This window comes from Burkholderia sp. BCC0398 (genome assembly GCF_902833245.1).
GTDB classification, from domain to species: Bacteria; Pseudomonadota; Gammaproteobacteria; order Burkholderiales; family Burkholderiaceae; genus Burkholderia; species Burkholderia sola.
Window position 1 is genome coordinate 313,113 of the sequence record NZ_CADFEM010000008.1, and the last position, 25,754, is coordinate 338,866.

A 25,754-nucleotide genomic window follows, 5' to 3' on the forward strand; every position below is an offset into this window, starting at 1 on the left:
TTACGCTTCGCAAGCGCGGATAAGGTCGCTGGATATTCTAGCAGAGGGTGGTTCGTGAGCTGGATCGGCCATGGAGGAACGTCAACATGGCGATCAGACTGCTGAGCGATCACGATTCAGCAACCAATGGGTACGCCGAAAAGCCGTGGCCCTGAGGCGGCTTCGATGCTGAAAGCGTTTGTCGAAGAAATGAAGGCGTCGGGTTTCGTCGGCGAAGCGCTGGCGCTGCATCGGATTGCAGGCGTGGCGGTGCGCCAAAGGCATAGGCATTGGTCGGCGCTTGGTCGGCAGGCGACCGCGCCAACAGGTGACCGCGCTGTGTCTCGAAGCGGTCATGGTTAGTGAGTTTCCGAATGACCGGTCGTGGCCGATAGTAGCCGTCAGCTTCTGATGGACGCGGAGCATCGGCGACGATCATCGGCACCTGCATACCGACGTCATTCTGATCGTCCGCAGAAATCGGGCCCAAAGCCGGGGGGGCCGGACGGTCGATCCACCGTTTTTTCGTCAGGAAAACCCTAATCGACTCGGGCAGTCCGCCGGTTACAGCCAGTTTTCCCCTGCCGAGACCAGCCGCGCCGCACCCTCCGACCAAGCGATATGCCATACCCGCGCGACCGCGCTCCAGCAAGCCTCCGAGCCAGCCTATCTAACCAATACAGGTATGGCGCACCGCAATATTTCGCATTCAGGGGGTGATTTCAATACCAATTAGGTATCGAAAATCCCGCCCAAAAGTATTGGACGCCCGATTTCCCCGCCGCGTATAAATCCGTTCCATGAACAGCCCCCACGCAGCGTGTCCCATGTCCTCCCCCACCATCGAACGCATCGAAACCCGTCTCGTCGACTTGCCGACGATCCGCCCGCACAAGTTGTCGGTGGCCACGATGCACGGCCAGACGCTGATGCTCGTGAAGGTGTTCTGCAGCGACGGCGTGACCGGTATCGGCGAAGGCACGACGATCGCCGGCATGGCCTACGGCCCGGAAAGCCCGGAAGCGATGAAGCTCGCGATCGATGCTTACCTCGCACCGGCGATCATCGGCCGTGACGCGACGCGCGTTCAGACGTTGATGGCGTTCGTCGGCAAGCTCGCGAAGGTCAACCATTTCGCGAAGAGCGCGCTCGAAACCGCGCTGCTCGACGCGCACGGCAAGCGTCTCGGCGTGCCGGTCAGCGAACTGCTCGGCGGGCGTCGCCGTGATCGCCTGCCGGTCGCGTGGACGCTCGCGTCGGGCGACACGGCCACCGACATCGCCGAAGCCGAACGGATGCTCGACCTGCGCCGCCACAACGTATTCAAGCTGAAAATCGGCGCGAAAGCGCCGGAAACGGATATCCGCCACGTGGCCGAGATCAAGCACGCGGTCGGCGATCGCGCATCGGTGCGCGTCGACGTGAACATGGCGTGGAGCGAAACGCAGGCCGCGCGCGCGATTCCGGCGCTGGCCGATGCGGGCTGCGAACTGGTCGAGCAGCCGGTCGCGTCGGCCGCGGCGCTGACGCGCCTGATGCGCCGTTTCCCCGTCGCGCTGATGGCCGATGAAATCCTGCAGGGCCCCGACAGCGCATTCGACATCGCGAAGCAGCACGGCGCGGACGTGTTCGCGATCAAGATCGAACAGAGCGGCGGCCTCTTCGCCGCGCAGCGCGTGGCCGCGATCGCGGACGCGGCCGGCATCGAGCTGTACGGCGGCACGATGCTCGAAGGCGCGTTCGGCACGGTGGCGTCCGCGCACCTGTTCGCGAGCGTCGCGAACCTGCAGTGGGGCACCGAACTGTTCGGGCCGCTGCTGATCACCGAAGAAATCCTGACCCAGCCGCTGGACTACAGCGACTTCGAACTGACCGTGCCGGACGGCCCCGGTCTCGGCATCGTGCTCGACGAGGACAAGGTCAGGCGTTTCACCCGCGACGGGCTGACGAAAGTCGCGCGGTAATCGAGCCAGGCAAAGACCGCCATCCCCCCAATACACATGGAGACAGCATCATGAGCGTCAAAGTTTTCGATACCCGGGAAGTGCAGGATCTGTTGAAGGCCGCATCGAACGCGGGCGGGACTGGCGGAAGCGGCACGAACGGCGACGCACGCACGCAGCAGATCGTGCTGCGCCTGCTCGGCGACCTGTTCAAGGCGATCGACGATCTCGACATCACGCCCGACGAAGTGTGGGCCGGCGTGAACTATCTGAACAAGCTGGGTCAGGATGGTGAAGCGGCGCTGCTCGCGGCCGGCCTCGGTCTCGAGAAGTATCTCGACATCCGGATGGATGCCGAGGACGAGGCGATCGGCCTCGACGGCGGCACGCCGCGCACGATCGAGGGGCCGCTGTACGTGGCGGGCGCCCCGGTGCGCGACGGCGTCGCGAAGATCGACCTCGACGCGGACGACGGCGCGGGTCCGCTCGTGATCCACGGCACGGTGAAGGATCTCGACGGCAAGCCGGTGGCCGGCGCGCTGGTCGAATGCTGGCATGCGAATTCGCACGGCTTCTATTCGCACTTCGACCCGACCGGCAAGCAGAGCGACTTCAACCTGCGCGGTGCGGTGAAGACGGGCGCCGACGGCCAATACGAATTCCGCACGCTGATGCCGGTCGGCTACGGCTGCCCGCCGCAGGGCGCGACGCAGCAACTGCTGAACCGGCTCGGCCGACACGGCAACCGCCCGGCGCACGTGCACTTCTTCGTGACGAGCGATGACCATCGAAAGCTGACCACGCAGTTCAACATCGACGGCGATCCGCTGATCTGGGACGACTTCGCGTATGCGACGCGCGAGGAGCTGATTCCGCCCGTGACCGACAAGACCGGCGGCACGGCGCTCGGCATGAAGACCGATGCGTACCAGGACATCGAATTCAACTTCGTGCTGACGCCGCGCGTACAGGGCAAGGACAACCAGATCGTCGACCGCCTGCGCGCCTCAGCCACGGCATAACCAGTCCGGCAGCACGGTGGCGCGCGTGCGTGCGTCGCCGCTGCTGGCCGGTCCCCCGAGATTCAACCGATATCGATGCGAGCGTGCTTGCAGGACGCGGCACGCGCATGGAAGGAGCCATCATGTCCGTCACGATCGACGCTGCCAACGAACTGGATCACCTGCTGGAAACCGCCGTGCAGGATGACAAGGCGGCCGGCATTTTCCGCTGCCGCCGCGACATCTTCACGAACGCGGAGCTGTACGAACTCGAGATGAAGCACATCTTCGAGGGCAACTGGGTGTACCTGGCGCACGAAAGCCAGATTCCGGACAACAACGATTACTACACGACGTGGATCGGCCGCCAGCCGCTCGTCATCACGCGCGACAAGGGCGGCGAGCTGCATGCGGTGATCAACGCGTGTGCGCACAAGGGCGCGATGCTGTGCCGCCGCAAGCACGGCAACAAGGGCAGCTTCACGTGCCCGTTCCACGGCTGGACCTTCTCGAACACCGGCAAGCTGCTGAAGGTGAAGGACGAGAAGACGACCGAGTATCCGGTGCAGTTCAACACGCACGGCTCGCACGACCTGAAGAAGGTCGCGCGCTTCGCGAACTATCGCGGCTTCCTGTTCGGCAGCCTCAACGCCGACGTTCTGCCGCTCGAGGACTACCTCGGCGAAGCGCGCGTGATCATCGACCAGATCGTCGACCAGGCGCCGAACGGGCTCGAAGTGCTGCGCGGCACCTCGTCCTACATCTACGAAGGCAACTGGAAGATGCAGATGGAAAACGGCTGCGACGGCTACCACGTCAGCACCGTGCACTGGAACTATGCGGCGACGATGAGCCGCCGCAAGGAGGACGGCACCAAGGCGGTCGATGCGAACAGCTGGAGCAAGTCGGTCGCGGGCGTGTACGGCTTCGACCACGGCCACATCCTGCTGTGGACCCAGACGATGAACCCGGAAGTGCGGCCCGTGTATCAGCACCGCGACGAGATCCGTGCGCGCGTCGGCGACGTTCAGGCCGATTTCATCGTGAACCAGACGCGCAACCTGTGCGTGTACCCGAACGTGTTCCTGATGGACCAGTTCAGCACGCAGATCCGCGTGGTGCGGCCGCTCGGCGTCGACAAAACAGAAGTCACGATCTTCTGCTTCGCGCCAAAGGGCGAGAGCGAAGCCGATCGCACGACGCGGATTCGCCAGTACGAGGATTTCTTCAACGTGAGCGGCATGGGCACGGCCGACGATCTCGAGGAGTTTCGTGCGTGCCAGGCCGGCTATGCGGGCATCACGGCGATGTGGAACGACCTGTCGCGCGGCGCGCCGCTGTGGATCGACGGGCCGGACGAGAACGCGAAAAAGATGGGGCTGAACCCGCGCATTTCGGGCGAGCGCAGCGAGGACGAAGGACTGTTCGTGTGTCAGCACGAACACTGGGTGAACGTGATGCGCGATGCGCTGAAGAAGGAACGCGGGGAGGTGGCGGCATGAGCTTCGATTACCGGACGATTTGCGCGGCGCTGTATCGCGAGGCGCGCCTGCTCGACGATCGCGAGTGGGACGCGTGGCTGACCTGCTACACGGAGGACGTCACGTACTGGATGCCGGCGTGGGACGACGACGATCGGCCGACCGACGATCCGCAGCGCCAGGTCTCGCTGATGTACTACGCGGACCGCGGCGGACTCGAGGATCGCGTATTCCGGATCAAGACCGAGCGCAGCGGCGCATCGACGCCCGAGCCGCGCACCAGCCACAACGTGACGAACGTCGAGGTGCTGGCCGAACGCGACGACGAGGTCGACGTGCGCTACAACTTCCACACGCTGAACCACCGTTATCGCGTGACCGATCACTTCTTCGGCACGATGTTCGTCACGTTGCGCCGGGCGGGCGACGCGCTGCTGATTTCGCACAAGAAGATCGTGCTGAAGAACGACTACATCCGGCAGGTGCTCGACGTCTATCACGTCTGACGCCGTTGGTTTGCCATGAAAGGAAGTGGAGGTGACGCGATGTCCAGTTACAGGATTGCATTGAATTTCGAGGACGGGGTGACCCGCTTCATCGACTGCAAGGCCGGCGAGAAGGTGCTCGACGCAGCCTTCCGCGCGAAGATCAACCTGCCGATGGATTGCTCCGACGGCGTGTGCGGCACCTGCAAGTGCCGCGCGGAAAGCGGGCACTACGACCTCGGCGACGATTACATCGACGATGCGCTCACCGAGGACGAAAAGGACGGCGGCCTCGTGCTGACGTGCCAGATGGTGCCGCACAGCGATTGCGTGATCGCTGTGCCGACGTCGTCGGTCGCGTGCAAGACCGGGCAAAGCAGCTTTGTCGCGACGGTCACGAAGGTCGAGCAGCACAATGATGCGGCCGTCGTGCTCGAACTCGACGTCGGCGCGAATGCGCCGGTGTTCCTGCCGGGCCAGTACGTGAACATCGGTGTGCCGGGCAGCGGCCAGCATCGGTCGTATTCGTTCTCGTCCGCGCCGGGCGACGCGAAGGTCGGATTCCTGATCAAGAAGATTCCCGGCGGCGTAATGAGCACGTGGCTTGCATCCGCGCGGCCCGGCGACACGCTCGAACTGCACGGGCCGCTCGGCAGCTTCTATCTGCGCGACGTGCAGCGGCCGCTGCTGTTCCTCGCCGGCGGCACGGGCCTCGCGCCGTTCCTGTCGATGCTCGACGTGCTCGCGCGCAGCGGGTCGCGGCAGAAGGTGCACCTGATCTACGGCGTCACGCGCGATCTCGATCTCGTGCTGGTCGACGCGATCGAAGCGCTGGCGGCGAAGCTGCCGAACTTCAGCTTCGCGACGGTCGTTGCCGATTCGGCGTCGAACCACGCACGCAAGGGCTGGGTCACGCAGCACATCCCGGCCGACGCGCTGAACGACGGCGACGTCGACGTGTATCTGTGCGGGCCGCCGCCGATGGTCGATGCGGTGCGCCAGTATTTCGACGATGCAGGCGTGAAGCCGAACAGCTTCCACTACGAGAAGTTCACCCCCAACGTCACGGCAAAGGCGGCATGACCATGCAACGATTCTCCGGCAAGGTCGTCGTCGTCACCGGCGCGGCGCAGGGCATCGGCCGCGGTGTCGCGCTGCGCGCGGCGGCCGAGGGCGGCAAGGTGCTGTTCGTCGATCGCGCGGATTTCGTCGCCGACGTGGCGGCCGAAGCGACCGGTGGCGAGACGGCCGGCTTCGTCGCCGATCTCGAAACGTACGAAGGCGCGCATGCGGCGATCGCGTATGCGGTGAAGACGTTCGGCGGCATCGACATCCTGATCAACGGTGTCGGCGGCGCGATCCGGATGCGGCCGTTCGCGGAGTTCGAGCCGGCGCAGATCGACGCGGAGATCCGCCGCTCGCTGATGCCGACGCTCTATGCGTGTCACGCCGTGCTGCCGCACCTGATCGCGCGCGGCGGCGGCACGATCGTCAACATCTCGTCGAATGCGACGCGCGGCATTCGCCGCGTGCCGTACTCGGCCGCGAAGGGCGGCGTGAACGCGCTGACGTCGGCGCTCGCGATGGAATATGCGGAACACGACATCCGCGTCGTCGCCACCGCGCCGGGCGGCACCAGTGCGCCGCCGCGCCGCGTGCCGCGCAATGCGGCCGGCGACACCGAGCAGGAGCAAGCGTGGATGGCCGAGGCCGTGCGGCAGGTGACCGAATCGACGTACTTCAAGCGCTACGGCAGCCTCGACGAGCAGATCGCGCCGATCCTGTTCCTCGCGTCGGACGAGGCGAGCTACATCACCGGGACGGTGCTGCCGGTCGCGGGTGGGGATACGGGTTGAGGGGCGCGCCTGCCGATTTGCTGTGCTTCACAGTGCACGCGCCGCTGCCGGGCGCACGACGACCATCACATAACGGGCCGGCGCGGCAAGCCCGGTCACGGAGACACTCATGAGCAAACGCGAAGCGATCATCCCGGCCGGCATGGAGGCCGTGTACGAAAAAATCGGCTATGCGCCGGGAGTGAGGGTCGGCGATACGCTTTACATATCCGGCCAGATCGGCCGCGACGCCGCGATGCAGCGGGTCGAAGACCGCGAAGCCCAGATCGTGCAGGCGTTCGAGAATCTGAAGCACGTGCTGGAGGCGGCCGGTGCTTCGTTCGACGACGTCGTGGACCTCACGACGTTCCACACCGACATGCGCGACCTGCCGCTGTTCATGCAGGTGCGCGACCGCTATTTCCATGCGCATCCGCGGCCGGCATGGACGGCCGTCGGCGCGCACATGCTCGGCGGCGCGCCCGGTTATATCGTCGAGATCAAGGCGGTGGCGGTGCTGCGGCGGTGATCGACGGGTATCGTTGCGAGGGAACCGTCCTTGCGGCCCCCTTGCGACGATAAGGCGCTTGCATCGATCGTCCCGTCACCCGAGCCGGAATTTCTTGCGCAGGCTCGAATCGACCGGGCCGGCCGGCATGAAGCGCCTCAATTTGCTCAGGAGAGACGCCTCTCCAGAAGGCGCGCGTCGCATGCGCCACGCGCCGAGCGCGGCCTCGACAATGGTGCTCGCCACCCCGTCGGGCTCGGGCGCGGCTTTCACGTTGTCGACGATCGCGCGCGCCGCAAGCGTCCGTTCGCGGTCGTAGTCGGCGATCTTCTCGCTCGCGTGCGGCGCATTGACGTCGAGGCTGGTCCGCGTAAACGACGGTTCGACCAGCGTCGCGCGAATGCCGAACTGGCGCAGCTCGTGATCGAGTGTTTCGGTCAATCCCTCGACCGCATGCTTGGACGCCGCATAGAGGCCCATGTACGGCGCGGGCAGGAACCCGAGCACCGAACTGACGTTGACGATGCGTCCGCCGCGCCGTGCGCGCATGTGCGGCAACACAGCTTGCACCGTGCGCAGGATGCTGAACACGTTGGTGTCGAACAGCGCCGCCGCTTCGACCACCGACGTTTCCTCCACCGCACCGATCAGGCTCGTGCCCGCATTGTTGACGAGCACGTCGATACGCGCGGCGCGCTCGACGATCGTACGGATTCCGGATTGAACGGACGCATCGTCGCGCACGTCCATCTCGATCAACTCGACGCCGGCGACGGGCGCGGTTCGGGCAATGCTGCGCACGGTACCGAACACCCGGCACCCGCGTCTGGCGAACTGCTCTGCGGTGGTGCGACCGATGCCCGAAGACACGCCCGTCACGACGACAACGGTAGGGTTCGACATGATTGTTTCCTTCGAGTGTGAATGGTGGGCGCGTCAGTTGCGTGCGTCGAGCGCGGCCGCGAGCGTGGAGTCGGTCAGTGACGCCGGTTCGGGTTCGCCGCGATGCGAGCCGGCGGCACGACCCGGCCCGATCCTGAACCAGATCGCGTACATCGCCGGCAGGAACACCAGCGTGAGAATCGTGCCGGCGAACGTGCCGCCGATCAGCGTGTACGCGAGCGTGCCCCAGAACACCGAATGCGTGAGCGGAATGAACGCGAGCACGGCCGCCATCGCGGTGAGGATCACCGGCCGCGCGCGCTGCACGGTCGCCTCGACGACCGCATGGAACGGATCGAGCCCGGCCTGTTCGTTCTGATGGATCTGCCCGATCAGGATCAGCGTGTTGCGCATCAGGATTCCCGACAGCGCAATGAGCCCGACCAGCGCGTTGATGCCGAACGGCTGCCCGAACAGGATCAGCGTCGGCACCACGCCGATCAGCCCGAGCGGGCTCGTCATGAACACCATCACCATCGCCGAGATCGAGCGCACCTGGAAGATGATGATGACGAGCGTGATCGCGAGCATGATCGGGAACAGCGGCAGCATCGCCTTCGTCGCCTTGCCGGATTCCTCGATGGAGCCCGCTTCCTCGATCCTGTAGCCGCTCGGCAACCGCGCGACGATCGGCTGAAGCTGCTTCGTGATCGCGGCCGATACGTCCGGCGGCTGCAAGCCGTCGGCGATGTCGCCGCGCACCGTGATCGTCGGCACGCGATCGCGCCAGCGTAGGATCGGCTCTTCCATCCGTACGTCGACCTTGCCGACCTGCGACAGCGGAATGCGCTGCCCGTTCGCGCCGGCGAGCGTGAAGTCGTCGAGCCGCGCCGGGTCGAGCCGCGCGTCGCCGCCCGAACGCGCGACGACCTGCACGGTCCGGATATCCTCGCGCACCGCGGTGACGGGCACGCCGGTCAGCAGGAACTGCAGCTGCTGCGCGACCGCGCTGGACGTCAACCCGACCGCCTGCAGGCGATCCTGCTGCAACGTGAAATGCAGCGTCGGCGCGCGCGTGCCCCAGTCGGCATTGACCGTGCGCATCATCGGGCTGCCGTTCATCACCTGCCCGACGTCGGACGCGATGCCGCGCAGCGTGTCCGGATCGGGGCCGGTGACGCGATACGCGACCGGGAACGGCGAATACGGGCCGAACACGAGCTGCGTGACGCGCACGCGCGCTTCGGGCGCAAGGCCGTCGGCGACGGCGCGGCGCAGGCGCGCCTTCAACGCGTCGCGTTCGTCCTGACTGTCGGTGCGCACCACGATCTTCGCGAACGACGGATCGGGCAGCTCCGGCCCCATCGCCAGATAGAAGCGCGGCGCGCCCTGGCCGACGTACGCGGTGACGATCCGCGCTTCCTTCTGCTTCGCGAGCCACGCTTCGACTTTCGACGCGGCGGCGCTCGTTTGCGAAATCGACGTGCCGTACGGCATCTGCACCTCGACGAGCACCTCGGGGCGATCGGAGATCGGGAAGAACTGCTTCTTGACGACCGCCATGCCGAGAATGGCGAGTACGAACAGGCCGACGACGGACCCCGCGACCAGCCATTTACGCGCGATCACGCGCGTCAGCAGCTGGCGGAAGCGGTTGTAGCGCGGCGTGTCGTAGATCGCGTCGTGGCCGCCTTCGATCTTCCTGAACTCGGGCAGCATCTTCACGCCGAAATATGGCGTGAACACCACCGCCACGACCCACGACGCGATCAGCGCGATCCCGACGATCCAGAACATGTTGCTCGTGTATTCGCCGGCGGTGGAGCGCGCGAAGCCGTTCGGCATGAAGCCGACCGCGGTCACCAGCGTGCCGGCCAGCATCGGCGCGGCCGTGTGGCTCCACGCGTAGGCCGACGCGGCCACGCGCCCGTAGCCTTCCTCCATCTTCACGACCATCATTTCGATCGCGATGATCGCGTCGTCGACGAGCAGCCCGAGCGCGAGGATCAGCGAGCCGAGCGTGATGCGGTCGAAGTTCTTGCCGGTGGCGGCCATCACGACGAACACCACGGCCAGCGTCAGCGGCACGGCCGCGGCGACGACGAGTCCCACGCGCCAGCCCATGCTGACGAAGCTCACCAGCATGACGACGAGCAGCGCGGCGAAGAACTTGACCATGAACTCGTCGACGGCCGAGCTGATGTTCACGGATTGATCGGTGACCTTGGTCAGGCTCATGCCGAGCGGCAGTTCGCGGTTGATCGCGCCGACTTCACCGTCCAGCGCGCGGCCGAGGTCGAGCCCGTTCCAGCCGTCGCGCATCACGATGCCCAGCAGCAGCGCGGGTTCGCCGTTGTTGCGGATCATGAACGTCGACGGATCTTCGTAGCCGCGCTCGACGGTCGCGATGTCCGACAGCTTCAGCGTGCGGCCCTGCGAGACGATCGGCGTGTCGCGGATCTTCTGCAGCTTGTCGAACGCGCCGTCCACGCGAATGAAGATCTCCGGCCCGCGCGTCTCGACGGAGCCGGCCGCCGTCAGCACGTTCTGGCCGTTGAGCGCCGCGAATACGTCCTGCGGGCTCACGCCGAGCGTCGCGAGCCGGTCGTGCGACAGCTGCACGTAGATGCGCTCGGCCTGCTCGCCGATGATGTCGACCTTCTTCACGCCCGCCACGTGCAGCAGCCGCTGACGCAACGCTTCGGCGTCGCGCACCAGCAGGCGCTGCGGTTCGCCCCTGGCCTTCAGCGCGAACAGCGCGAACGTGACGTCCGCGTATTCGTCGTTGACCATCGGGCCGATCACGCCGGTCGGCAGGTTGGTCGCCTCGTCGCCGATCTTTTTCCGTGCCTGGTAGAACTGCTCCTGCACTTCAGACGGCGGCGTGCTGTCGAGCAGCGTCAGCGTCGTGATCGCGAGGCCCGGACGCGTATAGGTTTCGGTACGGTCGTACCAGCGCAGCTCCTGCATGCGCTTTTCGATCTTTTCGGCCACCTGGTCGTGCATTTCCTGCGCGGTGGCGCCCGGCCATGCGGTGATGACGGTCATCACCTTGATCGTGAACGCCGGATCTTCCGCGCGGCCCAGCTTGAAGAACGACACGAGGCCGGCCAGCGAAATCAGGCAGACCAGGAACAGCGTGATCGCGCGCTCGCGCACGGCGAGCGCGGACAGGTTGAAGCGGCGTTCGCTCACGGCCGTGCTCCTTCGCTCGCGATGGTGGCGGGCGGCGCAGACACGCGGACCGCTTCGCCTTCGTGCAGCAACTGCGCGCCGAGTGCGACGACGCGCTCGCCTGGCTTGAGCGCGCCGTCGCCGGACACGCGCGCGCCGTCGTCGTCGAGATGTTCGACCTTGACCGGCCGCCACGTCACCTTGGCCGGTTCGCCGGCGACGACCCACACGCCGGGCCCGTTGCCCGCGTCCAGCAGCGCGCCGATCGGCACCTGCATGCCGGGTTGCGAAGCCGTGCGCGCGTCGTCCGCGATGCGGATCGTGACGGTCGCGCCGAGCGGCGCATTGGCCAGCGCGCCCTGCAGCACGTAGCGCGCTTCGAAAGTACGCGTTCTCGCATCCGCGGTATCGGAAAGCTGGCGCAGCGTCGCGGGGACGCCGACGTCCGGCTTGCCGAACAGCCCGGCCTGCGCGAGCGACCCAATCGCCGGGCGCAGGGTTTCCGGCAGCTGGATCACGGCCTCGCGGCTGCCGGCGTGCGCGAGCCGCACCACCGGCTGCCCCGCGCTAACGACCTGACCGGGCTCCGCGAGCGTTTCCATCACCACGCCGTCGCCGTCCGCGACGAGTTGCGCATAGCCGGTCGCATTGCGCGCGACGTCGGCGTCGGCCTCGGCGGCGCTCAACTGCGCTTTCGCGGCATCGGCCGCGGCCTTGGCCTGGTCGTACGCGGATGCCGATATCGCACCGGTGCCGCGCAGGTCGCGGTAGCGGGCTTCGTCCTCGGCGGTCTGCCGCGCGCGGGCCCGTGCGGCGGCGACCGCCTCGTCGCGGGCGCGCGCCGCGAGCTTCAGGTCGACCGGGTCGAGCCGCATCAGCGGCTGGCCGCGCCGCACGGTTTGCCCGGTATCGACGAGCCGCTCCAGCACCTTGCCGGCTACCCGGAAGCCGAGATCGCTCTGCACGCGCGCGGCGACGGTTCCGGTAAACGAGCGGGACGCGGGGACGGCCGCCTGCACGACGGCGGTGCGCACGAGCGGCGCCTCCGTGCGCGGATCGGACGGCGCTTTTCCGCTGCAGGCGGCTAGCGCGACGGGCAGTGCGGAAGCGACTGCGAAGAAAGCGAGGCGACGCCGAACCATGAAAGACCCAGTGATGAAGTGATCGGGGCTTTCATTGTGTATCTAGTGACCAATATAGTCAATGGTCACAAATGGGAGCACATCACGGTGCGAGGCTTCGGAGGACGAGGCTGGACAGTTGGGCGGGCGCGGCGTCGGTCGTGTCGAGGTTGTACTGCAGCAGCAGCGGGTTCAGGTACGGCCGCATCACGAGGTAGATCGCGGTCGCGGTTTCGTCCAGCGGCGTCTTGCGCTCGAACTCGCCGTTTTGCCGGCCTTCCTGCAGGACGTCCTGCAGCAGCTTCTGCACGCGCGCCTCGTAGGCCTGCACCGACGGCCAGTTTTCGGTGGCGGCCGACGCCGCGATGTCGTACAGCTTGCGGTCGCGGAAAAACAGCCGCAGGCTCGCCTCGGTGAAGACCTTGAACATTCGCCGCAGCTTTTCGGTAGGCAGTTCGGCCTCGGCGACAGCCGCGCGCACGTCCGTCTCGATCTCGTGCAGGCAGTGCGCGCAGATCATCTCGCCGATCGCCTGTTTCGACTCGAAGAACTTGTAGATATAGGCCTTCGAGAAGCCGATCGCCTTCGCGAGGTCCGACACGGTCGTCTTTTCGTAGCCGTACCGGCTGAAGTGCTCGGTGGCGGCGGCCACGATCTGGTCGCGGACGTCGTGGTCGGCCGGGCCGCGCGCGGGCGCCGGGGAAGGGTCGATTTTTTTCATGGGCTGCAACGGACAGGAATGGACAACGAGTGACTATTTGGTATTATAGTCACTACCGGATTCTTGCTAAAGCCCACATGCTACCCAAACCCATCGTTGCCGCGGCGCTGGCCGCCATCTTGTCGGCGGGGTGCGCCGTCGGTCCCGACTATGTGCGGCCGGACGTGGCGATGCCGCAGCAGTTCCAGGGTCAGCGCGCCGTGGACCAGCGCCACGCGGCGGCCGACGCCGACCTCGCGACGTGGTGGACGGGCTTCGGCGATCCGCAACTGACGCAATACATCACGCTGGCGCTCGCGCAGAACCTCGATCTTGCGCAGGCCGCGGCGCGCGTCGCGCAGGCGCGCGCGGGGCTCGGTGCGGCGAACGCGGCGCTGCTGCCGTCGGGCAACGTGAGCGGGCAGGCCGCGCGCGTCTACCAGTCGGTCGAAACGCCGTTGGGGCGCGTGTTGAATTCAACACCCGGTTTCGACCGTCATGGCAACGACTACGAGGCCGATCTCAACGCGAGCTGGGAGCTTGACGTATTCGGCGGATTGCGCCGCGGCCGCGAAGCGGCGCTCGCCGATTATCAGGCATCCGAAGCGGCGGCGGTCGCGACGCGGCTCGCCGTCGCCGCGCAAACCGCGGACACCTACATCACGATTCGCGGGTTGCAGGGCCGCCTCGACGTCGCGCGGCGCCAGGTGCGGACCGAGCAGGATCTGCTGTCGACGCTCAACCTGCTCTATGGAAAGGGCCTCGCGGCGGAGCTTCAGGTGAGGCAGGCCGAAGGCGCGCTCGCGCAGGTTCGCGCGACGGTGCCGGTGCTCGAAGCGGCGCTGGACGCGGCGATGAATGCGCTCGACGTGATGCTCGGCGCGCAGCCCGGCACGCATCGCGCGGAATTGCTCGCCGGCGGCGACGTGCCTGTTGCGCCTCGGATCGTGGCGACGGGCACGCCCGGCGAACTGCTCCGGCGCCGGCCCGACCTGATCGTCGCCGAGCGGCGCGTGGCGGCGTCGAACGCGCGCATCGGCGTGGCGATCGCCGAGTATTACCCGAAGTTCTCGTTGAGCGGGTTGATCGGCAGTGCGACGACGATGGGCGCGGGCAACCTGTTTGCCGGCGGCGCGAATCAGGCGGCGGGCGTGCTCGGCCTGCGCTGGCGCCTGTTCGACTTCGGCCGGATCAATGCGCAGATCGCGCAGGCCAAAGGGCAGGATGCCGAAATGCTGGCCGCGTATCGGCTCGCGGCGCTGCACGCGACCGAGGACGTCGAGAATGCCTTCTCGGCGCTCGTCAAGCGGGACGAGCAGGCAGCCATTCTCGGCGACGGCGTGAATTCGCTCGGCCGCGCGCGGACCGCATCGTTCGCGGCTTACCAGAAAGGGGTGGTCAGCCTGATCGAGGTGTTGCAGGCCGACGAAAGCCTGCTGCGCGCATCGGACGAACGCGTGCAGGCGCGAACCGAAGCGGCGCGCGCGGCGGTCGCGGCGTTCAAGGCGCTCGGCGGTGGATGGCAGGCGCCGGAAGCGCAGGCTGTTGCGAGCCGGTAGCGGAACGGACCGATGGCCTTCGACCCGGTCGGCAGCGCCGCGATCAGCACTGGAGGATTGAAGATGAAAATCAGCGAACTGGCCGAATTCGATGGCTCGAAGTACCTGAAGGACGAAGAAGCGATTCGTCACTACCTGGCGCAGGCGTTCGAAGATAGGGATCCTCGACTGATCCAGGCCGCGCTCGGGAACGTCGCGAAGGCGCGCGGCATGACGGCGCTGGCGCGCGAGTCCGGTGCGAAGCGTGAAGCGCTCTACCGCGGCGGCCCACGGCTGATATCGTCAGGGCCGGGCTGAAACATTCGTGCCGGGCCGGTCCGCATTGATCCGGCCGGCATCGCAGGGGAAGCCCCGCGAGCAGCACGCCGCTACCGCTTGATCGCCCCCCGCAATCGCCTCACATCCTGCTCCGACACCGGCGCCGCCCGATTCCCCCACGCACCGCGCACGTAGCTGACCACCGCCGCGATCTCGCCGCTCGTCAGCGCGCCGCGCATCGCCGGCATCCGCTGCACCGGCCCCGGCTTGCCAGGCGTGGGCCGCGCACCTTCGACCACGATCCGGATCGTGCTCGTCGGATCGGCCGCGAGCACGATCGAGCTGCCCGCGAGCGCCGGCCCGTGATCCGGCACGCCTTTACCTTCGGCGCCATGGCAGCGTGCACAGAACTCCGCATACACGCCGGCCCCCGGCGCCTGCTGGCCGCCTTCCGGACGCGGGCCGGCACCCGTCAGCCGCGGCACGCCCACGCCCAGTGGATTCGTCGCGGCAGTCGGTTGCGCGGGCAACGACTTGAGGTACACGGCGATCGCACGACGATCGTCCTCCGTCAGCAACGCCGTGCTTTCGCCGACGACCGGCGCCATCGCGCCGAACACCGCGCCGCGCGCCGCATGACCGGTGCGCAGGAACGCGGCGATGTCGTCGGCCGGCCACCGGCCGAGGCCGTCCGGAACCGCGCCGGTCAGGTTCGGCGCGAACCAGTGGTCGTTGATGCCGCCGGTCAGGAACGCGGGGCTGCGTTCGTCGTAGCCGCGTTCGTTGTAGGCCGGCCCGCGCGGCGTATGGCACGCGCCGCAATGGCCGAGCCCCTGTACGAGATACGCGCCGCGATTCCATTGCGCCGATTGCGACGGCTGCGGCGTGAACCGGTCGCGGTTCGCGAACACGAGGCCCCACAGCCCGAGCGCCCAGCGCTGGTTGAACGGAAACGGCAGTTGCGTGAGTTTCGCCGCATTCGCGGACGGCGCGACGCCGCGCATGAAATACGCATACAGCGCGCGCACGTCGTCGTCGCTCAGGTACGCGAACGACGGGTACGGCATGGCCGGATACAACCGGCTGCCGTCCGCGCGCACGCCGCGCCGCATCGCATCGTCGAATTGCCGTAGCGTGTAGTGGCCTATGCCGTGCGTCGGGTCCGGCGTGATGTTCGGCGCATAGATCGGCCCGAACGGCGAATTCACCGACTGGCCGCCCGCGTACGGCGTATGGTCGGCCGCGTCGTGGCACGCGGCGCAATCGCCGGCGAGCGCGAGATAGCGGCCGCGTGCGAGCGTCGCGGCGTCGGCGCTCGCGGCCGCCGCGGCGATTATCGGGCGGCGGGCAGTCGAGGCAGACGCAGCATCGGGCGGCGGAGTGGGCGCCGCGGACGATGTCGCATCCGCCACTGACGCGTCCCGGTCGCGTGACAGCCGACGGTTGTCCTTCACGCGAGCGGACATCGACGCGCCGGCATCGGCCGCCGACGCGCGAATCCGCACGAACCGCCAGCCCGATGCGGGCTCGGGCGCTTCCGCCGCCGACGCGGCGTCGGCCGTGTCGCCGGCCGCGGCCGCGTTGTCGTCGCGCTGCATGTCGCATCCGCAGAGCGCGATGCATACCGCAAACGCGACACCCGCGCGGTGGCCCAGAACTCGGAACGGGAACGGAAACGGAAACGAAGCGAACGGGATCAGCGCCATGGACTGCAAGGCCCCACGAAAGCGGTGACGATCCCCGTAAACACCAGACCGATCACGAAACCGAGCGCCGCGAGCATGCCGCAGCGCGCGAGAAAGCGCGTACTGCCGTCGCGCGTCGCGGCACGCGCATCGGCATCGTGCCGGTGCCGCCACGCGTGCGCGAGCCAGGTCGCGCAGGCCGCGGCCAGCGCGAACGCGCCCGCGGCGATCAGCGCGAGCCACACGCCGACGTGCGCCCAGCGCGGCGCGGCCTGCGCGACACCGAGCGGATAGCACGCGGTGGACGCGAGCGTCTCCGACACCAGCATCTGCGCGAACCACAGCGCGGGCGCGCCGACGAGGCCGGCCGCGATCGCGAGCAACGGTGTCCACGCGCGTCGTGCATCGCTCATCCCGTGCTCCTCAGCCAGAACGGCGACACATACAGCGCGGTGAAGATGAACAGCCACACGATGTCGACGAAGTGCCAGTAGAGCCCGCCGACCGTCAGCGCGACGCGTCGCTCGCGGCCGGAGAAACCGGCGGCCGTCCACGCGGCGAGCAGCGCGAGGATCGCGAGACCGGCCACGACGTGCGCGAGGTGGAACCCGGTGATCGTGAAGTAGAGGCTGCCGTACAGGTGCGCGGTCGGGCCGTACGGGTGATCGCGCCATTCGTGCAACTGAACCAGCGCGAACACGGTGCCGAGCACGAGCGCGACGACGAGCAGCGCGACCGCGCGCGCCTGCCGGCCGGCCCGCACCGCGCGCTCGGCGAGCCACACGAACACGCTGCTCGACAGCAGCACGACCGTGTTGGCGGCCGCGAGCCCGATCTTCGGCATCCCTTCGGGCGGCCACGGTGCGGACCACTGCGACTGCAGGTAGAAGTAGCAGAACAGCAGGTAGCCGAACAGCCCGGCCTCGGTCACGATCAGCGTGAGCATGCCCCACCAGCCGCCCGCGCGTTCGCCGCAACTGCCGACCGGCAGCGGCTCGATGCACGCGGCCGGCGCGGCTGCCGGCGCCGTCGCCGACGGCGGCTCGTCCGGATGACGCCCGGCGGCCGCGGCAGGCGCCTGCGTGTCGGCGCGGGCCGGCAGGCGCGCGCGTTGTCCGAGTTCGCGGCGCGGCCACAGCCACGCGGCGGTCGCGATCGCGCAACCGGCGACTGCCACGCACACGAGCGTCGGCGAGCGCGCGAGCATCGCCGCGAACACGGCGGTCGCGAGCAGCGCGAGCACGAACGGCATGCAGCTGTCTTCGGGCATCTTCAGGATCGCGCTCGGCGCGGCGGCGAGCGGCGTGACCGCGAGCGCCTCGCGCCCATCGGCGAGCCGGTAGCCGACCCGCAGGCTGGTGCGCGCCGGATCGTCGCGCGTTTCCCACAGCGGATGCCGCGACGCGACGAGCGGCAACACCGCGAAGTTGTACACGGGCGTCGGCGACGCGACCGACCATTCGAGGCCCGCCGCGCCCCACGGATTCTCGCTGGCGCGCACGCCGCGCCGCGCGCTCACCAGCGCGTTGACGACGAACATCACGATGCCGATCCCGAACACGAACGAGCCGATCGTCGTCAGCAGGTTCGACGTGTCCCAGCCCATCCCGGACGGATAGGTATAGATGCGGCGCGGCATCCCGAGCAGCCCGGAAATATGCATCGGGAAGAACCCGAGATTGAAGCCGACCAGCACGACCCAGAAGGTCAGCTTGCCGAAGCGCTCGTTCATCATCCGCCCGGTGAATTTCGGGAACCAGTACGCGACGCCGCCGAGCACCGGAAACACGTTGATGCCGAGCAGCACGTAGTGCAGGTGCGCGACGACGAAGTACGTATCGGTGAGCTGCCAGTCGAGCGGCACGGCCGCGGTCATCACGCCGGACACGCCGCCGACCACGAACATCAGCACGAAGCCCGCGAAATACAGGAACGGCGTGCGGAACACGGGGCGGCCGGTCCAGATCGTCGCGATCCATGCGAACACCGCGACCGCGCTCGGAATCGAGATCAGCATGCTCGCGGCGCCGAAGAACGCGAGCGCGAGCGGCGCGATGCCCGTCGCGAACATGTGGTGCACCCACACCTCGAAGCCGATCAGCATCGTCGCCACCGTCGATACCGCGACGGCCTCGTATGCGACGAGCGGGCGTCGGCAGAAGGTCGGCAGCGCGTCCGACACGATCCCCATTGCCGGCAGCACGACCACGTAGACCCACGGATGCGCGAACATCCAGAACAGGTGCTGCCACAACAGCGGACGGCCGCCGTGCGCGACGTCGAAGAAATGCGTGCCGGCATTGCGGTCGAGCCACAGCAGCAGGAACGCGAGGCTCACCGACGGCACCGCGACGAGGTTCGCGACCGACGCGGTCAGCGTGCCCCACACGATGATCGGCACCCGGTCGATCGACATGCCGTGCGCGCGCATCCGCAGCAACGTGACGACGAAGTTCGCGGCGCCGCCGGTCGTCGAGATGCCGAGCAGGATCATCCCGAGCGCGTAGATGTCGATGTTCGCGCCGGCGCTGTAGTCGAGCGACGTGAGCGGCACGTAGTTGAACCAGCCGCCGTCCGGCACCGCGCCGAGCGGAAAGCTCGCGTACAGGAACAGCCCGGCGAACAGGAACGCCCAGTACGAGAACGCGTTCAGCCGCGGAAACGCCATGTCGCGGGAGCCGAGCATCAGCGGCCACAGATAGTTCGCGAAGCCGGACAGCACGGGCAGCGCGTACAGGAAGATCATCGTGACGCCGTGCATCGTGAACAGCGAATCGTATTGCGCGGGCGTGAGCAGCGTCGCGTTCGGCCGCGCGAGCTGGATGCGCATCAGGAGCGCCTCGACGCCGCCGAGCAGCAGGAATGCGAACGCGGTGACGATGTAGCGCAGCCCGATGCGCTTGTGATCGACGGTGCCGAGCCAGCCGCGCCAGCCGGGTTCCGATTCCCACAGCTCGGCCAGCGCGCGCTCGTGCGCGGAACCGGGCGGCGCGTCGCCGAGATCGGGTACGCGGCTGAGCGGGGCGGGCGTGTCGCGGGCAATGGCCATCGGCATCCTCGGTTCAGTGCAGCGTCGCGAGATACGCGGAGAGATCGTCGGCGTCGCGCGGCGCGAGCGCGATCGACGGCATCAGCGATTGCGGCTTGATTTGCTGCGCATGCGCGATCCAGCGGCGCAGGTTGTCCGGCGTGTTGTCGAGCGTGCCGGCCGCGAGCAGCCGGCGCGTGCCGACGTGCGTGAGATCGGGGCCCGCGTCGCCCGTCGCGTCGGTGCCGCGCACCGCGTGGCAGCCCGCGCAGCGCGCGGCGAACACGCGCTGGCCGCGTCGTTCGGCGCCGGCGCTCGCCGTGGGTGCCTGGGCCGGTTGGCGCTGCGCGGCGAGCCACGCACGAAACGCGTCCGGCGGCTCGGCCACGACTTCGAACGCCATGTGCGCATGCTGCGCGCCGCAGTATTGCGAGCATTGGCCGCGGTAGATGCCCGGCCGGTCGGCCTGCAGCCATTGGCGGTTGGTCTGGCCGGGAATCGTCTGCGTCTTGCCGGCGAGTTGCGGCACCCAGAACGCATGGATCACGTCGGCGCTCTTCAGTTCGATCGCGACGGGCTCGCCCACCGGAATACGGATTTCGTTCGCGGTGACGAAGCCCGGGCCGTTCGCATCGTCCGGATAACGAACGGCCCACCACCAGTCTTGCGCGGTGACGACGATCGTCAGCGCGGGCGGACGCGGCGGCGCCGCGATCGCGCCCAGCACGCGCAGCATGTACACGAGCGCGCCGAACAGCAGCAGGATCGAGATCACGGTGCCCACGGTCACGATCGTCAGCCCGCTGCCGTAGCCGCCGCCCGCCTGCGCGCGACGACGAAACAGCGCGATCAGCAGCAGCACCGCGATCGCGACGCACACGAACGAGCACAGCGCGAGCAGCGCCCAGCCGAGCACGAAGACCGGCTGCGCGGCGGGGCCTGCCGCGTGGATCACGTACGCGAGCGGCAGCGGCGCGGCCGGATTGCCGGGCTCGGCACGCTCGGCGGCCGCGCGCGCGACGATCGGCGCGGCCGCCCAAGCGAACGGTGCGATGCATGCGATATGACGCGTGTTCCTGGACAGCGGGACGAGCAACGCGACTCCTTGCCGCATTCGGCGGCGTGACGACAACCGTTCGCGGCAGAGCAAGTTTCGTGCGCGCGCGGCTCGCACGTATGCAGTCGTGCGGGGGTGCGGAATGCCGCGCGCAACGGCCGGTGCGTCACAGCCGGCTTGTAAATCGAGTGACGCGTTTTTACGCGCGCGTGTGGCGGGCGGAAGGTCGTTTGCTGTGCGGATCAAGTTCCGGAACGGCGCGACAGCGACAGCGGCGGCGTGCCGGCCATCATCGCAAAACGCCAGAACCGACCGTGAACGTCGCGCCGTCCCGCGGCCTTACGATTCGCCTTTCCCGTCCTTGCTGCCCTTGCCGGCCTTGTCGCCGTGGTCGCCCGGCAGCACGGCCGACAACACCTGCCGCGCGGTCTCGACGATCACGTTGCCCTCGCGCGGGTCGCCCCTCACCAGCGTTTCGGCGAAATGCTTCGCCTGCTGCAGCGTCACGTGCGGCGGCAGCGGCGGCACCTCCGGGTCGCTCTTCACTTCGAGCACGACCGGCCGGTCGGACGCGAGCGCTTCGTCCCACGCGGCGCCGAGCTGTTCCGGATCGTCGACGTAGATACCCTTGAGGCCGAGCAGCGTCGCGAAGCGGTAGTACGGCACGTTCGGGATCTGCTGCGACGCGTCGAACTTCGGGTCGCCTTCCATCACGCGCTGCTCCCACGTGACCTGGTTCAGGTCCTCGTTGTTCAGCACCATGCAGATCCAGCGCGGATCGGGCCACTGGCGCCAGTATTTCGCGACGGTGATCAGCTCGGCCATGTTGTTCATCTGCATCGCGCCGTCGCCGACCATCGCGATCACCGGGCGCACCGGATGCGCGAATTTCGCGGCGATCGCGTAGGGCACCGCGGCGCCCATCGACGCGAGCCCGCCGGACAGCGAGCCCATCATCCCGCGCCGCATCATCAGGTCGCGCGCATACCAGTTCGCGCAGGAGCCCGAATCGCTCGTCAGGATCACGTCGTCGGGCAGGCGCGGCGACAGCTCGGTAAACGCGCGCTGCGGATTCACGCCGCGCCCGGCGCTCGCCTTCGCGGCCGCGCGCGCCGCGAGCGTGTCGTGCCAGTCGCGGTTCCATTTCGCGATCCGGTCGCGCCACGCGGTGTCGCGCCGCTCGTTCAAGAGCGGCAGCAGCGCGCGCAGCGTCTCGGCGCTGTCGCCGACCAGATTGACTTCCATCGGGTAGCGCAGGCTCAGCATGTCGGCCTTCAGGTCGATCTGCACGCCGCGCGCCTGGCCTTCCTTCGGCAGGAATTCCGAATACGGAAAACCGGAGCCGACGACCAGCAGCGTGTCGCATTCGGTCATCAGCGCGTAGCTCGGCTTGGTGCCGAGCAGCCCGATCGAGCCGGTGACCCATGGCAGGTCGTCCGGCAGCGCGGCCTTGCCGAGCAGTGCTTTCGCGGCACCCGCGCCGAGCTTGTCTGCTACCGCGATCACTTCGTCGGTCGCCTTCAGCGCGCCGGCGCCGACCAGCAGCGCGACTTTCGAGCCCGCGTTGAGCACGTCGGCCGCGCGTCGCAGGTCGTCCGCATACGGCACGACTTTCGGCGCGGTATAGCCGACCCCCGAATGCACGGTGCCGTGCGCGCGTTTCGGCGGCGCGTAGTCGAGTTCCTGCAGGTCGTTCGGCAGCACGAGCGCGGTGACCGCGCGCGCGCCGAGCGCGGTGCGCACCGCGCGGTCCACCAGATGGCGCACCTGGCCCGGCACCGTCGCAAGCTGAACGAATGCGCCTGCAACGTCCTTGAAAAGCGCCGGAAGATCCACTTCCTGCTGGTAGTGGCCGCCGAGTGCCGCGCGCGCCTGCTGGCCGACGATCGCGAGCACCGGCATGTGGTCGAGCCGCGCGTCGTAGAGGCCCGTCACGAGGTGCGCGGCGCCCGGGCCCGACGTCGCGACGCATACGCCGAGCTCGCCTGTAAATTTTGCATGCGCGGACGCCATGAAGGCCGCCATCTCCTCGTGGCGCGCCTGGATGAATTCGATCTTGCCGTCCGCGCGGTTCAGCGCGCCGAAAAATCCGTTGATGCCGTCGCCCGGGTAGCCGTAGATGCGGCGCACGCCCCAGTCGTACAGCCGCTCGACGATGAAATCCGCCACTGTCGCCATGCCGTTTCTCCTTGGTCCCGGATGAGCCGATGCGAGGCGGCCGCGCAAGGCACGTGCCGCGCTGCGTGCGTCGGGCACATCGGTTGCCCGCCTGTGGCCGATACGACGTGTGCTGACGAGCGAGGATGCCGCACGCGAACCGTTCACTTTCTTGTCGAGGAATCGTCACATGTCTGCATTCAACCGTTCGTTCATACGCCGCGGTGCAGCCTGCGCGTTGCTGGCCGCGTGCGCAGCGGCGCTGCCCGTGGCGGCACAGTTGCGTCCTCCCAATCCCGCCAGCGTGCCCGACACGTCCACGCAGGCGTTCAAGCGCGCCGATCGCAAGATGATGGAAGCGATGGACAGCGCGCCATACACGGGCGACGCCGACCGCGATTTCGTCGCGCACATGGCGCCGCATCATCAGGGCGCGATCGACATGGCGCAGGTCGAGCTCAAATACGGCAAGGACTCGACGCTGCGTCAGCTCGCGAGCCGGATCGTCGCCGCGCAGCGCGACGAGATCGCGCTGATGGAGCGCTGGCAGAGGGAGCACGGCACGACGCGGTGAACCGCGATGCGACACGGAGATACGCAGGGCGATACGCAGCCGGCCGTCCCGGCCGTTCCGCGGCCGGCGAGCGGCGATGCACGCGCCGATCCCGGACCCGCGCCGACGCAATGGCCGCGCGCACGGGCAGCCGCGGCAGGAGGCACGATGCATGGACGATAAGCGTGCGGCCGAAGATTGCGCGATCGACAGCGTGGCCGACTACATGGCCGTGATCGGCGCGCAGCGGCAGACGATGGCGCTGCGGCTGTTTCGCGGCCAGTGCAACGCGGGCTGGCCGCTCGTGCCGGGTATTGCGCGGCAGCGCGCGTCGCCCGACGTCGAAGCGCGGATGCTCGACGAATTCACGCGGCGCGCGCTGCCGCATCTCGAACCCGGACAGAACCTCGATGCGTGCGACTGGCTCGCGCTCGCGCAGCAGCACGGGATGCGCACGCGCTTGCTCGACTGGTCCGGCAACGCGCTGGCCGCGCTGTGGTTCGCGGTCAGGCGCGCGAGCGAATCGGGCGGAGACGGCGTGGTGTGGTGCCTGTCGCACGACGCCGACGACATCGCGACCGCCGCCGAACGGCGCGCGCCGCTGGAGGTCACGCGCACCAAGGTGTTCCGGCCGCGTCACGTGATGCCGAGGATCACCGCGCAGGACGGCTGGTTCACGATCCACCGTTATGACCCGCGTGGCGAGCGCTTCGTGCCGCTCGACGAGGACGCGGACCTCGCCGGCCGCCTGATGCGGATCGTCGTGCCGGGCGGCCGGTTCGCGACGATCCGGCAGGAGTTGGCCGGCGTCGGCGTGAGCATCGCGACGATCTTTCCGGATCTCGACGGCATCGCGCAACTGACCGACACGCGCTATTTCCCGGACGACGAGGACACGCACACGCCGCAGTAAACCCCGCGCGGGCCGTGCGGCCGGGCACGCGCGATGCTTGTCTCGACGGCGCGCACACGGGACCGAACCCCAAGTCCCCAGCTTGCGACCGGTTCGCGGCGGGCGGCAAGGCGGCTCATGCGCGCATTCAAACAAACGATCGAATCCGGAGGCTTTCATGCGCGAACCCCACGAACCCCCGAGCGGCCGTCGCGACAAGGCGTGCGAGCCCGGCGCCGGTTCCCGGCCGGCCGGGAACACCGTCACCCGCGCGTTCGAACGCTTTGCGTCGGGCGTGACCACCTGGGCCGGCTCGCCGGTGGCATTCGGCAGCGCGGTCGCCATCACCGTGCTGTGGCTCGTCAGCGGGCCGCTGTTTCACTACTCCGACGCGTGGCAGCTCGTGATCAATACCGGCACCACGATCATCACGTTCCTGATGGTGTTCCTGTTGCAGCGCAACCAGAACCGCGACAGCGTGGCGTTGCATCTGAAGCTCGACGAGCTGCTCGCGGTCACGCGCGCGGCGAGCGACCGGCTGATCGGGATCGAGGATGCGTCCGAGGAGGAATTGCGCGCGTTGGCGCAGACCTACGTCGAGATGGCGCAGCGCGCGGCCGAGCGCGGCGAGGACGAGCCGGGCGGGAAGCGCGCGGAAACGGCCGACGCGCCGTCCGAATCCTGATCGTCGGATCTCCCGATCTTCCGGTCTCCCGGTCGAGCGATGCGCGGCCCGATGATTTTTCAAACGCTTGTCGTTTCCGGCGCCGCGTCGCGGCGCGACCGCGTGCACGCGCTGCCTGCAGCGGGGAACGGCACGTGCTGCACACCGAGACGAAGCCCGGTCGTTCCGGGTATTGCGTATGGTGCTTCCATGAACTCCAGAACTCCTTCGAATCCGCTGTTGAATATTGCGGTGGCCGTCGCCTGCGGGGCGGCCGCGATGTACTTCCTCGATCCGTCGTCCGGCCGGCGTCGTCGCGCTTATCTGCGCGACAAGGCGGCCGCGGGCCGGCACGGCGTCACCGATTACGCGAATACGCAGGTGAAGCGTGCGGCCGACCATGCGCGCGGCGCGATCGCCGGCCTGCGGGCCGACTGGCTCGCGGGCGATGCGAACGACGTGCAGGTCGCCGAGCGCGTGCGTGCGGCGCTCGGCCGGCTCGTCGGTCGCCCGCGCGACATCGACGTCAGCGTCGAGCACGGCAACGTGTGCCTGACCGGACAGGTCGAGGAGGCCGAACGGCAGGCGCTGATCGACGGCGTCGCCGCGCTGCACGGCGTGCATCACGTCGAGGACGCGATGGGCGCGCGCAGCGAATACAAGGCGTCGCCCGACGGTCATTCGCACTGACGCGGCCGCGGCTGCCCGCACTGGCGGGGGGCCGGCGAACGAGTACGACACGCATTCGGCGCACGCACGGCTGCCGGTACGGCGGCAGCCTGGCGCCTCAAC

At 68.1% G+C, this 25,754-nt stretch carries 21 protein-coding genes and 2 pseudogenes; 14 read left to right on the top strand and 9 right to left on the bottom strand.

Annotated elements, in window-relative coordinates:
* Window positions 1–108: 108 nt before the first annotated feature.
* The 8 genes and pseudogenes from HWX76_RS36715 to HWX76_RS19740 form a co-directional block, all read left to right on the top strand.
* Window positions 109–252, top strand: a pseudogene (locus HWX76_RS36715) (ABC transporter substrate-binding protein); the annotation flags it as partial.
* Between the two features lie 554 nt (window positions 253–806).
* Window positions 807–1,943 (top strand): muconate/chloromuconate family cycloisomerase, encoded by a 1,137-nt coding sequence (locus HWX76_RS19710; protein WP_176016221.1) that lies wholly within the window; start codon window positions 807–809, stop codon window positions 1,941–1,943.
* A gap of 50 nt (window positions 1,944–1,993) precedes the next feature.
* On the top strand, window positions 1,994–2,944 hold the full coding sequence (gene catA, locus HWX76_RS19715) for a catechol 1,2-dioxygenase (protein WP_124593682.1): 951 nt from the start codon (window positions 1,994–1,996) through the stop codon (window positions 2,942–2,944).
* A gap of 122 nt (window positions 2,945–3,066) precedes the next feature.
* Window positions 3,067–4,425, top strand: a complete 1,359-nt coding sequence (locus tag HWX76_RS19720) for a Rieske 2Fe-2S domain-containing protein (protein ID WP_176016222.1) — start codon at window positions 3,067–3,069, stop codon at window positions 4,423–4,425.
* On the top strand, window positions 4,422–4,910 hold the full coding sequence (gene benB, locus HWX76_RS19725; RefSeq protein ID WP_050013942.1) for a benzoate 1,2-dioxygenase small subunit: 489 nt from the start codon (window positions 4,422–4,424) through the stop codon (window positions 4,908–4,910). Before HWX76_RS19720 ends, benB begins: the two co-directional genes overlap by 4 nt.
* A 39-nt stretch (window positions 4,911–4,949) precedes the next feature.
* The gene (gene benC, locus HWX76_RS19730; protein ID WP_176016223.1) at window positions 4,950–5,972 is read left to right on the top strand and encodes a benzoate 1,2-dioxygenase electron transfer component BenC; all 1,023 of its coding nucleotides are present in this window, start codon (window positions 4,950–4,952) and stop codon (window positions 5,970–5,972) included.
* Complete coding sequence (gene benD, locus HWX76_RS19735; RefSeq protein WP_124555871.1) at window positions 5,969–6,745, top strand: benzoate diol dehydrogenase BenD; 777 nt, start codon at window positions 5,969–5,971, stop codon at window positions 6,743–6,745. The genes benC and benD overlap by 4 nt, the downstream gene beginning before the upstream one ends.
* Before the next feature lie 109 nt (window positions 6,746–6,854).
* Window positions 6,855–7,253: a RidA family protein gene (locus tag HWX76_RS19740; RefSeq protein ID WP_089490480.1), complete on the top strand. Its 399-nt coding sequence runs from the start codon at window positions 6,855–6,857 to the stop codon at window positions 7,251–7,253.
* A gap of 75 nt (window positions 7,254–7,328) precedes the next feature.
* On the opposite strand, the gene HWX76_RS19745 is transcribed toward HWX76_RS19740, so the two are convergent.
* The 4 genes from HWX76_RS19745 to HWX76_RS19760 all read right to left on the bottom strand — a co-directional run bounded on the left by HWX76_RS19745 (window position 7,329) and on the right by HWX76_RS19760 (window position 13,130).
* Window positions 7,329–8,135: an oxidoreductase gene (locus tag HWX76_RS19745; RefSeq protein ID WP_176016224.1), complete on the bottom strand. Its 807-nt coding sequence runs from the start codon at window positions 8,133–8,135 to the stop codon at window positions 7,329–7,331.
* 33 nt (window positions 8,136–8,168) lie between these two features.
* Window positions 8,169–11,309 (bottom strand): efflux RND transporter permease subunit, encoded by a 3,141-nt coding sequence (locus HWX76_RS19750; RefSeq protein ID WP_176016225.1) that lies wholly within the window; start codon window positions 11,307–11,309, stop codon window positions 8,169–8,171.
* Window positions 11,306–12,430, bottom strand: a complete 1,125-nt coding sequence (locus HWX76_RS19755) for an efflux RND transporter periplasmic adaptor subunit (protein WP_089490367.1) — start codon at window positions 12,428–12,430, stop codon at window positions 11,306–11,308. The genes HWX76_RS19750 and HWX76_RS19755 overlap by 4 nt, the downstream gene beginning before the upstream one ends.
* An 82-nt stretch (window positions 12,431–12,512) precedes the next feature.
* Window positions 12,513–13,130 carry a TetR/AcrR family transcriptional regulator gene (locus HWX76_RS19760; RefSeq protein ID WP_050013935.1) on the bottom strand — a complete coding sequence of 206 codons (618 nt, stop codon included), beginning with the start codon at window positions 13,128–13,130 and terminating at the stop codon, window positions 12,513–12,515.
* 77 nt (window positions 13,131–13,207) lie between these two features.
* Between HWX76_RS19760 and HWX76_RS19765 the strand changes: the two genes are divergently transcribed.
* On the top strand, window positions 13,208–14,668 hold the full coding sequence (locus tag HWX76_RS19765; protein WP_176016226.1) for an efflux transporter outer membrane subunit: 1,461 nt from the start codon (window positions 13,208–13,210) through the stop codon (window positions 14,666–14,668).
* 63 nt (window positions 14,669–14,731) lie between these two features.
* A pseudogene (locus HWX76_RS19770) lies at window positions 14,732–14,929 on the top strand (addiction module antidote protein); the annotation flags it as partial.
* A 107-nt stretch (window positions 14,930–15,036) separates the two neighbouring features.
* Here HWX76_RS19770 and HWX76_RS19775 read toward each other — a convergent pair.
* The 5 genes from HWX76_RS19775 to HWX76_RS19795 all read right to left on the bottom strand — a co-directional run bounded on the left by HWX76_RS19775 (window position 15,037) and on the right by HWX76_RS19795 (window position 22,874).
* Entirely contained in the window at window positions 15,037–16,632 is a 1,596-nt protein-coding gene (locus HWX76_RS19775; protein WP_176016227.1) for a cytochrome c, read from the bottom strand.
* A complete protein-coding gene (locus HWX76_RS19780; protein ID WP_050013932.1) occupies window positions 16,623–17,024 on the bottom strand; it encodes a hypothetical protein in 402 nt (133 codons plus the stop codon). The genes HWX76_RS19775 and HWX76_RS19780 overlap by 10 nt, the downstream gene beginning before the upstream one ends.
* A complete protein-coding gene (gene ctaD, locus HWX76_RS19785) occupies window positions 17,021–19,660 on the bottom strand; it encodes a cytochrome c oxidase subunit I (RefSeq protein WP_176016228.1) in 2,640 nt (879 codons plus the stop codon). The genes HWX76_RS19780 and ctaD overlap by 4 nt, the downstream gene beginning before the upstream one ends.
* A gap of 13 nt (window positions 19,661–19,673) precedes the next feature.
* A complete protein-coding gene (coxB, locus tag HWX76_RS19790) occupies window positions 19,674–20,735 on the bottom strand; it encodes a cytochrome c oxidase subunit II (protein ID WP_176016229.1) in 1,062 nt (353 codons plus the stop codon).
* 300 nt (window positions 20,736–21,035) lie between these two features.
* The gene (locus HWX76_RS19795) at window positions 21,036–22,874 is read right to left on the bottom strand and encodes a thiamine pyrophosphate-requiring protein (protein WP_124593670.1); all 1,839 of its coding nucleotides are present in this window, start codon (window positions 22,872–22,874) and stop codon (window positions 21,036–21,038) included.
* Window positions 22,875–23,043: 169 nt separating this feature from the next.
* Between HWX76_RS19795 and HWX76_RS19800 the strand changes: the two genes are divergently transcribed.
* From HWX76_RS19800 to HWX76_RS19815, 4 genes are all read left to right on the top strand, one after another.
* On the top strand, window positions 23,044–23,427 hold the full coding sequence (locus tag HWX76_RS19800; protein ID WP_089490371.1) for a DUF305 domain-containing protein: 384 nt from the start codon (window positions 23,044–23,046) through the stop codon (window positions 23,425–23,427).
* A 151-nt stretch (window positions 23,428–23,578) separates the two neighbouring features.
* Window positions 23,579–24,319 carry an FRG domain-containing protein gene (locus HWX76_RS19805; protein WP_089490483.1) on the top strand — a complete coding sequence of 247 codons (741 nt, stop codon included), beginning with the start codon at window positions 23,579–23,581 and terminating at the stop codon, window positions 24,317–24,319.
* Window positions 24,320–24,476: 157 nt separating this feature from the next.
* Window positions 24,477–24,983 carry a low affinity iron permease family protein gene (locus HWX76_RS19810; RefSeq protein WP_176016230.1) on the top strand — a complete coding sequence of 169 codons (507 nt, stop codon included), beginning with the start codon at window positions 24,477–24,479 and terminating at the stop codon, window positions 24,981–24,983.
* Between the two features lie 189 nt (window positions 24,984–25,172).
* On the top strand, window positions 25,173–25,652 hold the full coding sequence (locus HWX76_RS19815) for a BON domain-containing protein (RefSeq protein WP_050013925.1): 480 nt from the start codon (window positions 25,173–25,175) through the stop codon (window positions 25,650–25,652).
* Window positions 25,653–25,754 lie beyond the last annotated feature (102 nt).